Here is a 5,047-nt window from a genome sequence, read left to right as displayed (position 1 = left end):
CGGCCACCGGCCGGTGACGTCGCCGATCGCCCACAGCCGTTCGGCGACCCGCAGGTTCGGGTCGACCGGGACGCCGCGGGCGTCGGGTTCGATGCCCACCTGCTCCAGGCCGATGCCGTGCACCCGCGGTCGGCGGCCGGTGGCGACCAGGATCCGCTCGCCACGCAGCTCGCGGCCGTCGTCGAGGTCGACGACGAACTCCTCGTCCTCCCGTCGGGCGGCGCTCACGCCCGCCGACAGGACCACCTCGATGCCGTCGCGGCGCAGCACCTCGCCGAGTGCGTCGCCCAGCCCGGGGTGCTCGCGGGCGAGCACACGTTCCTCCCGCTCGACGAGGACCACCTCGCCGCCCAGGCGGCGTACGGCCTGGGCCATCTCCACCCCGACCGGGCCGCCGCCCAGGACGACCAGGCGGCGCGGCACCTCCTTCATCCCCGTGACCTCGCGGCTGGTCCACACGCCGTCGAGCTCACGCAGCCCGGGGATCGGCGGAATCGCGGCGTCGGCACCGTTGGCGAGGACCACGTGGTCGGCGGTGTAGCGGACCCCGTCGACCTCGACCGCGCCGGTGCCGGCCAGCCGTCCGGTGCCGCGCAGCAGCGTGATGCCGTTGTTCGCCAGCCAGCGCTCCTGGCCGGCGTCGGAGTAGTCCGAGACCATGAAGTCCCGCCAGGCCAAGGCCTGTTCGACCGAGACCTGGGCGCCCGCCGCGGCCTCGCGCGCCTGCTGCACCGCCTCACCGGGCCGCAACAGCGTCTTCGACGGGATGCACGCGTAGTAGGAGCACTCACCGCCGACCAGTTCGCGTTCCACCACGGCGACCCGCAGCCCGCCGTCGGCCAGCGCCCCGGCGCAGTGCTCGCCGGGGGAGCCGCCGCCGAGCACGATCACATCGAAGTGCCCGCTCACGTCGGCAGTTCCTCGCCGGCCCGCTCCCGCACCATGTAGAGCGCGTACCAGTCCGGCCAGTTCGGGTCCTCCTGGCCGGTGCGTGCCTCGTGCCTGCCGTGTGCCTCGGCCGCCCGGCGCAGGGCCGCCGCGAGGTCCTCCGCGGATTCGTAGGTCGTTCCCATGGGATTCCCCTTGTCAGTGACCGGTTGTCAGTGGCTGGTTGTCAGTGGCTGGTTTCCGGCGGCCCGTTGTCAGCGGCCGGGAAGGCGCTTCTTGATCTCCTGGAGCAGCCAGCCGTTGCCGTCCGGGTCGCTGAACGACACGAAGGAGCCGTAGTCCGCGTGCCCGGGTGCCGGACCGTCTGCGCGGCCCTCCGTTCCGGCGTGGTGGAAGATGCCCGTGACGTCGTGGAACACCTCGCTCACGGTCACCCCGCGCTCGACGAGGTCCGCGCGCGCCGCGTCGATGTCGTGGACCGTGAGCTGCAGACCCTGCGTCGAGCCGGGCGGCGCCGTGGTTACGCCCTGGCCGAAGACGATCGAGCACAGGGAGCCGGGCGGGGTGAACTGCACCACCCGGTAGCCCTCGTCGACGGTCAGATCGGCATCCAGCCGCCAGCCCAGCGCCTGGTAGAACTGTTTGGCGAGGTCGGGGTCGGAGACCGGCACCACGACGACCTCGAGCCGCATCTCCCCGATTTCCACCGGCGGCGTTCCGGCCACAAGGTTCTCGCTCGCTTCCACACTGCCCATGTCCGCCTCCGGCGGTTCCGTGGCCCGACTGCGGGCGACGAGGTCGTCTGCCCGGATTCAGAGCTGCCCAGCCCCGGCGGGAGCTGCCGCAGCGGTCGCGCCGCGTCACTCACTCGGGTGGGCCGAGAGCGTGCCCCTGGCCATGCAAGCCTCCCGGATCGCGGCCTGCAAGTCGGACTGGTGGTGCCCCGCTGCGCCTCCGGCTCGGTGAGGCTGCCGGTCGCCGCCTGCGGGTTCCCGCCTGAGCCTGTTCGGCCTTGTCGGACCCGGGCGTTCAGGCCCGGTGCGGTGTTCGGGGTACTGGAGTGGTGGCCGGCGGCGACGGTCACTCGGGGGTCGGGACAGCCCTGCGAGGAGGAGTGCGACAACAAGCTTCAACCAGTGCAGCGGTTCGCTGTCTCGCCTGGTCGGCGCCGTCAGTCGGGGACGCGGTGGAGCGGCAGATGGGCATCGCGTTCCCCGCCGCGATCAGCGAAGCGGTCCTCAACGCCATTACTCGGTCTGCCGACGTGGCCGTCCACGAACCCGTCGTCCGGCCCACGGCCCTGGGACGGCGGGCTCGGGCACACGCCGTGGCAGGAGGACGGCCGGGAATTCGCGTGTCCATCCTCGTCGGACCGCGCGCTACGAGCGGTGACTCGTCCCGTCGACGAAGGTGTAGAGCTCGATGATTACGCCGTCCTTGCCGTGGGCGATGTCCATTCCGGTCACGAGGTGCGGCCGGCCGGCGGGGCCGTGGTGGAAGGTGAGCCGGCCGAGGTCGTCGTTGACGGAGATTGGGCCGTCGGGCCGCATGACCCAGTCCGGGGACTGCGCGAACAGGTCTGCGGCACGCCGGGCGAGCGTCTCGCGGCCTCGGTTCACGCGGTCGGGTTCGTGCCGTACGGCGTCCTCGGCGCAGGTCAGCGCGATGGCCGTGTTGCGGCGCTCGGCGTCCGGTCCATTGAAGACGGCGAGACGGTTGCGGCGCATCAGGTCCGCGATGGTGGTGTCCACTGGCAGTCCTTCGGGGTTGGCCCGCGTGGTCTGCGGGCCGAGTCGGGGCGAGCGGACGCCGAACGACCTGTGGGGGCGGGTGGTGACGCTGTTGCCACCACCGCCTGAGCGGCGCCACCCCGGCCCGGGCGAATGCGCGGTTCCGGCCGAGCTGCCCTCCCCGGCGTCATGTACGCGCTGCGGACCGGTGTCGCCTGTGGCCGGCCAGTCCTTGCTGCCCGGCATTGCCTCTGCAGCCGGCCACGTCGCCGTCATGATCTGTGTCGCGCTGAGCACCTGCTCCGAGAGGGTCCACAGACATCGGGCGTGTTCCGGATCGAGGGCGTAGCGGGCGACGCCGTACGGGGTGCCGGTACGGGGTGGTGTCCAGCCATGGGAGTTTCCCGTCGGGCCCGACGTGTTGAGACCGAGACGCCATTCGTGGCCCGCTCATGAGGCGACGGGCGTGGGCGTGCGCAGCGGGGTGAGCGCGGTGCTCCAGGTGATGACCTGGTCGAGCATCGTGTTCAGGGCGGGAAGGTTGTAGTCGCCTGGTTTGAAGACGCTGTAGTTCTCGAACTCGGTGATCATCGACAGTGTCACCTGCTGGCGTACGTCGGCCATCTGGAGTTCGGCGGCGACGAGGCGCAGCTGCTCGACGGCTCGGACGCCGCCGACTCCGCCGTAGGACACGAAGCCGACGGCCTTGTTGTTCCATTCGGCGTAGAGGAAGTCGAGTGCGTTCTTGAGCACGGCGGGGATGCCGTGGTTGTACTCGGGTGTCACGATGACGAACCCGTCGTACGACGCGATCTTGGCCGCCCATTGCCTGGTGTGCTGGTGCTGGTACCGGCCGAGCGACGGTGGCAGCGGCTCGTCCATGTGCGGCAGCGGGTGGTCGCGCAGGTCGATGAGTTCGAAGTCGGCGTCGTCGCGGCGCGAGGCGATGTCGAGCACCCATTTCGCCACCTGCTCGCCGTTGCGGTTGGGGCGGGTGCTGCCGAGGATGATGCCGATCTTGAGCATGACGTTCCTCGCCTTCTTGCCTTCGGCGCGCAGAAACGAACTTGCGCTGCCGGACAGATCGTCTTGTGCTCAGATGATCTGTTCAACCGCGGGAAGCTGGGTATCATTCCCGTATGAGCACCGGGACACCGTCCACGCAGGCGGCCGACGCGGCCGACCTCACCGGCGACTTCGGCTTCTCACTCCTTGTGCTGGCGCGTGCCTACCAGAGTGCTGTCGCTTTGGTCCTGGATGACGTCCCCCAGGGCGCGCGTGGCTATCAGGTGCTCTCCGCCGTGGTCCGGGGTGACCATCCGAGCCAGCTGGCCCTGGCCACGTATCTGGGGATCGATCGTACGGTCATGACGTACCTGGTCGACGACCTCGTCGCGGCGGGTCTGGTCGAGCGTCGGCTCAACCCCGGCGATCGGCGTCAGCGCCGGATCGTCGCCACCGCCCGGGGCGTGGACGCGCTCCAGAGTCTGCGGAAGCGGGTGCGGGAGGCTGAGGACAGGCTCCTCGGGGCGCTCGACGACAGCGAGTGCCAGGCCTTCCGCGGCCATCTCGCGCGCGTTGCCTGCGATGTCCGGGACGTCGATCCGGTCTCCGAAGCCTGCGAGGCGGCCACCGGCCTCTGTGACTAACTTGCCCTGACGACGCTGGATACGGCCACCGTCTGTGCGTCCGGACCGTTGTGGCCGTCATGGAACTGCAGCGGACGAGCGTGGTCGGCTCGGCTCGGCGCCACGCCAGGCAGTGCTTTGCTCAGGGCCGGAGGCTAGCCGATCCGCTCAGCCCAGTCGGCCGGCACCCGTCCGGCTGGGCCCGGGACGGGCTGGTCCGCCGGGTGGCTGTCGGGCGGGGCCAGCTGAGGACCGGATTCGTGGAGCTGCGAGGTGTTGTAGTTCCAGAACCAGGTCTCGCCTGGTTCGAAGCTGCGGATCACCGGGTGCCCGGTGGCCTTGGCATGCGCGGTGGCGTGTTTGGCGGGCGAGTCGTCGCAGCAGCCGATGTGGCCGCAACGCGCGCAGCGGCGCAGGTGAAGCCACCAGCCGCCGGCGGCGTCGCATTCGACGCAGCCTGGACCACTCGGCGGCACGGTTGGGTCGATCGGGTTCTCGGTGGTCATGGCAACTCCTGCGGGGTGGCGGGCTCTGCGGGGTCGATCGGGAGGCAGACCTTGAAGCAGGTGTCGCCCGGGCCGACTCGAGTCGCAGGTCGCCGCCATGCCGGTTGACGATGATGCGCCAGGCGATGTCCAGGCCGGGACCGGTACTTTCGCCGGCAGGTTTGGTGCTGAAGCTGCCCGACGGCACCGAGGTCTGGTACTGCCACCTCAACCGGCTCGCGGTCACCGACGGCCCGGTCGTTCCTGATCGACGCCGTCACCCGCACCGGAGGGCATCTCGGACCCAACCTCGGCG

General features: G+C 70.6%; 7 protein-coding genes and 1 pseudogene. 1 reads left to right on the top strand and 7 read right to left on the bottom strand.

Annotated features, from left to right (window positions below):
• The 5 genes from ABZ641_RS25485 to ABZ641_RS25465 form a co-directional block, all read right to left on the bottom strand.
• Nucleotides 1–909 (bottom strand): FAD-dependent oxidoreductase (locus ABZ641_RS25485; RefSeq protein WP_359985225.1); only part of this gene is annotated, 909 nt, incomplete at its 3' end.
• A complete protein-coding gene (locus ABZ641_RS25480) occupies nucleotides 906–1,073 on the bottom strand; it encodes a hypothetical protein (protein WP_179419853.1) in 168 nt (55 codons plus the stop codon). The genes ABZ641_RS25485 and ABZ641_RS25480, both read right to left, overlap by 4 nt.
• Nucleotides 1,074–1,142: 69 nt before the next feature.
• Complete coding sequence (locus ABZ641_RS25475) at nucleotides 1,143–1,643, bottom strand: VOC family protein (protein WP_344627111.1); 501 nt, start codon at nucleotides 1,641–1,643, stop codon at nucleotides 1,143–1,145.
• Nucleotides 1,644–2,267: 624 nt separating this feature from the next.
• The gene (locus ABZ641_RS25470) at nucleotides 2,268–2,639 is read right to left on the bottom strand and encodes a nuclear transport factor 2 family protein (protein WP_359985221.1); all 372 of its coding nucleotides are present in this window, start codon (nucleotides 2,637–2,639) and stop codon (nucleotides 2,268–2,270) included.
• Nucleotides 2,640–3,068: 429 nt separating this feature from the next.
• On the bottom strand, nucleotides 3,069–3,644 hold the full coding sequence (locus tag ABZ641_RS25465; RefSeq protein ID WP_359985219.1) for an NAD(P)H-dependent oxidoreductase: 576 nt from the start codon (nucleotides 3,642–3,644) through the stop codon (nucleotides 3,069–3,071).
• Between the two features lie 113 nt (nucleotides 3,645–3,757).
• Here ABZ641_RS25465 and ABZ641_RS25460 point away from each other — a divergent pair, with 113 nt between their 5' ends.
• Nucleotides 3,758–4,267, top strand: a complete 510-nt coding sequence (locus tag ABZ641_RS25460) for a MarR family transcriptional regulator (RefSeq protein ID WP_344627114.1) — start codon at nucleotides 3,758–3,760, stop codon at nucleotides 4,265–4,267.
• 134 nt (nucleotides 4,268–4,401) lie between these two features.
• Here ABZ641_RS25460 and ABZ641_RS25455 read toward each other — a convergent pair whose 3' ends face one another.
• A complete protein-coding gene (locus ABZ641_RS25455) occupies nucleotides 4,402–4,752 on the bottom strand; it encodes a UBP-type zinc finger domain-containing protein (protein WP_344627115.1) in 351 nt (116 codons plus the stop codon).
• Nucleotides 4,749–4,924: pseudogene (locus ABZ641_RS25450) on the bottom strand (histidine kinase); the annotation flags it as partial. The gene ABZ641_RS25455 and the pseudogene ABZ641_RS25450, both read right to left, overlap by 4 nt.
• Nucleotides 4,925–5,047 lie beyond the last annotated feature (123 nt).

It is taken from the genome of Kitasatospora sp. NPDC007106 (assembly GCF_040634455.1).
Classification (GTDB): domain Bacteria; phylum Actinomycetota; class Actinomycetes; order Streptomycetales; family Streptomycetaceae; genus Kitasatospora; species Kitasatospora arboriphila.
Note: the sequence above shows the minus strand (reverse complement) of the source record. Positions and strands in the feature narration are given on the sequence as shown.